Source organism: Roseibium sp. SCP15 (assembly GCF_040329435.1).
In the GTDB taxonomy this organism is placed as follows: domain Bacteria; phylum Pseudomonadota; class Alphaproteobacteria; order Rhizobiales; family Stappiaceae; genus Roseibium.
Genome location: NZ_JBDZYI010000009.1, coordinates 1 through 2,623, shown reverse-complemented (window position 1 = coordinate 2,623; position 2,623 = coordinate 1). Strand labels below are relative to the sequence as shown.

Below are 2,623 nucleotides of genomic sequence, written 5' to 3'. Positions count from 1 at the left end.
CGCGGATGGGAACGACGATCCAACGTTTACTCCGCAAGAAGGCACCGCCGGAACCTACGGCACCTTCGAAGTGAATGCTGCCGGTCTTTGGACCTACACGCTGGACAATGCGGCTGCCCAGGTTCTGGCCGGTGGAGAGGAGTTCGAAGAGGTCTTCACCGTCGAGGCGACCACGGAAGACGGTGAAATTGTCACCCAGGATGTGACCATCACAGTGACCGGTGAGGAAGACGGACCCGTCATCACAGGGGATGCTGAGGGTGCAGTTGATGAGGACGCCGAGATCCTGACGACATCCGGCAATCTGTCGGTCTCGGACGCCGATGCTGTCGACAACCCGAGCTTCACACCTCAAGAAAGTACCGCCGGGACTTACGGCACATTCGAAGTGAACGCGGCTGGCTTGTGGATCTACACGCTGGATAATGCCGCGGCGCAGGTTCTGGCAGGAGGTGAGGAGTTCGAAGAGGTCTTCACAGTCGAAGCGATCACGGAAGATGGCGAAGTGGTCACGCAGGATGTCACCATCACGGTGACCGGCGAGGAAGATGGTCCCGTCATCACTGGAAATGCCGAGGGTGCTGTCGCTGAAGATGCCGAAGTTCTGACGACTTCTGGAACGTTGAATGTCTCTGACGCCGATGCCGCCGACAATCCAAACTTCTCGCCACAGAAAGGCACGGCCGGGACCTACGGCACCTTCGAAGTAAACGCGGCTGGCCTTTGGACTTACACACTGGACAATGCCGCAGCCCAGGTGCTGGCGGGTGGGGAAGAGTTCGAAGAGGTCTTCACCGTCGAGGCGACCACGGAAGACGGTGAAATTGTCACCCAGGATGTGACCATCACAGTGACCGGTGAGGAAGACGGACCCGTCATCACAGGGGATGCCGAGGGTGCAGTTGATGAGGACGCCGAGATCCTGACGACATCCGGCAATCTGTCGGTCTCGGACGCCGATGCTGTCGACAACCCGAGCTTCACACCCCAGGAAGGTACCGCCGGAACCTACGGCACGTTCGAAGTGAATGCTGCCGGTCTTTGGACCTACACGCTGGACAATGCAGCTGCACAGGTGCTGGCCGGTGGCGAGGAGTTCGAAGAGGTCTTCACCGTCCAAGCGACCACGGAAGACGGTGAAATTGTCACCCAGGATGTGACCATCACCGTGACAGGTGAGGAAGACGGACCAGTCATCACAGGGGATGCTGAGGGTGCAGTTGATGAGGACGCCGAGATCCTGACGACATCCGGCAATCTGTCGGTCTCTGACGCCGATGCTGTCGACAACCCGAGCTTCACACCCCAGGAAGGCACGGTCGGGACTTACGGCACGTTCGAAGTGAATGCGGCTGGCTTGTGGACTTACACGCTGGACAACGCCGCCGCTCAGGTTCTTGCCGGTGGTGAGGAATTCGAAGAGGTCTTCACGGTCGAGGCGACCACGGAAGACGGTGAAGTTGTCACCCAGGATGTGACGATCACGGTGACCGGTGAAGAGGACGGGCCTGTCATCACAGGGGATGCAGAAGGCTCGGTTGAAGAAGACAATGTCTTCAGTGCGACGGGCAATCTATCGGTCTCTGACGCTGATGCTGTCGACAACCCGAGCTTCACACCGCAAGAAGGCACGGCCGGAACCTACGGCACGTTCGAGGTGAACGCGGCTGGTTTGTGGACTTACACACTCGATAACGCAGCAGCCCAGGTGCTTGCCGGTGGCGAGGAATTCGAAGAAGTCTTCACTGTCGAAGCGACCACGGAAGACGGTGAGGTGGTCACCCAGGATGTAACCATCACGGTGACTGGCGAAGAAGACGGGCCTGTCATTACGGGCAATTCCGAAGGCTCGGTTGAAGAAGACAATGTCTTCAGTGCCACAGGCAATTTGTCGGTGAGTGATGCCGATGCCATCGATAACCCAAGCTTCACACCCCAGGATGGCACAGCCGGAGCCTACGGCACGTTCGACGTGAATGCGGCTGGTCTGTGGACCTATACACTGGACAATGCCGCAGCCCAGGTTCTGGCTGGTGGCGAGGAATTCGAAGAGGTCTTCACTGTTGAAGCAACGACGGAAGACGGTGAGGTGGTCACGCAGGATGTCACCATCACGGTGACCGGTGAGGAAGACGGGCCTGTCATCACTGGGAATTCCGAAGGAGCTGTCACTGAAGATGCCGAGATCCTGACGACATCTGGAACGTTGTCGGTGAGTGATGTGGACGGCAATGACAACCCGAGCTTCACGCCTCAGGAAGGCACGGCCGGGACATATGGCTCGTTCGAAGTGAATGCTGCTGGCTTGTGGATCTACACCTTGGACAATGCGGCTGCCCAGGTTCTGGCAGGAGGTGAGGAGTTCGAGGAAGTCTTCACCGTCGAGGCGACCACGGAAGATGGTGAGGTTGTTACCCAGGACGTGACCATCACGGTGACAGGCGAGGAAGACGGTCCCGTCATCACGGGGAATGCCGAAGGCTCGGTTGAAGAAGACAACATCTTCAGTACCACGGGCAATCTGTCGGTCTCTGACGCCGATGCTGTCGACAACCCGAGCTTCACACCTCAAGAAAGTACCGTCGGAACCTACGGCACATTCGAAGTGAACGCGGCAGGCTTG

1 protein-coding gene is annotated in these 2,623 nt (G+C 58.3%); it reads left to right on the top strand.

All coding sequences use genetic code 11. The features are described 5' to 3' along the window. On the top strand, positions 1–2,623 hold a 2,623-nt coding region (locus ABLO27_RS27075), incomplete at both ends, for a VCBS domain-containing protein (RefSeq protein WP_353037216.1).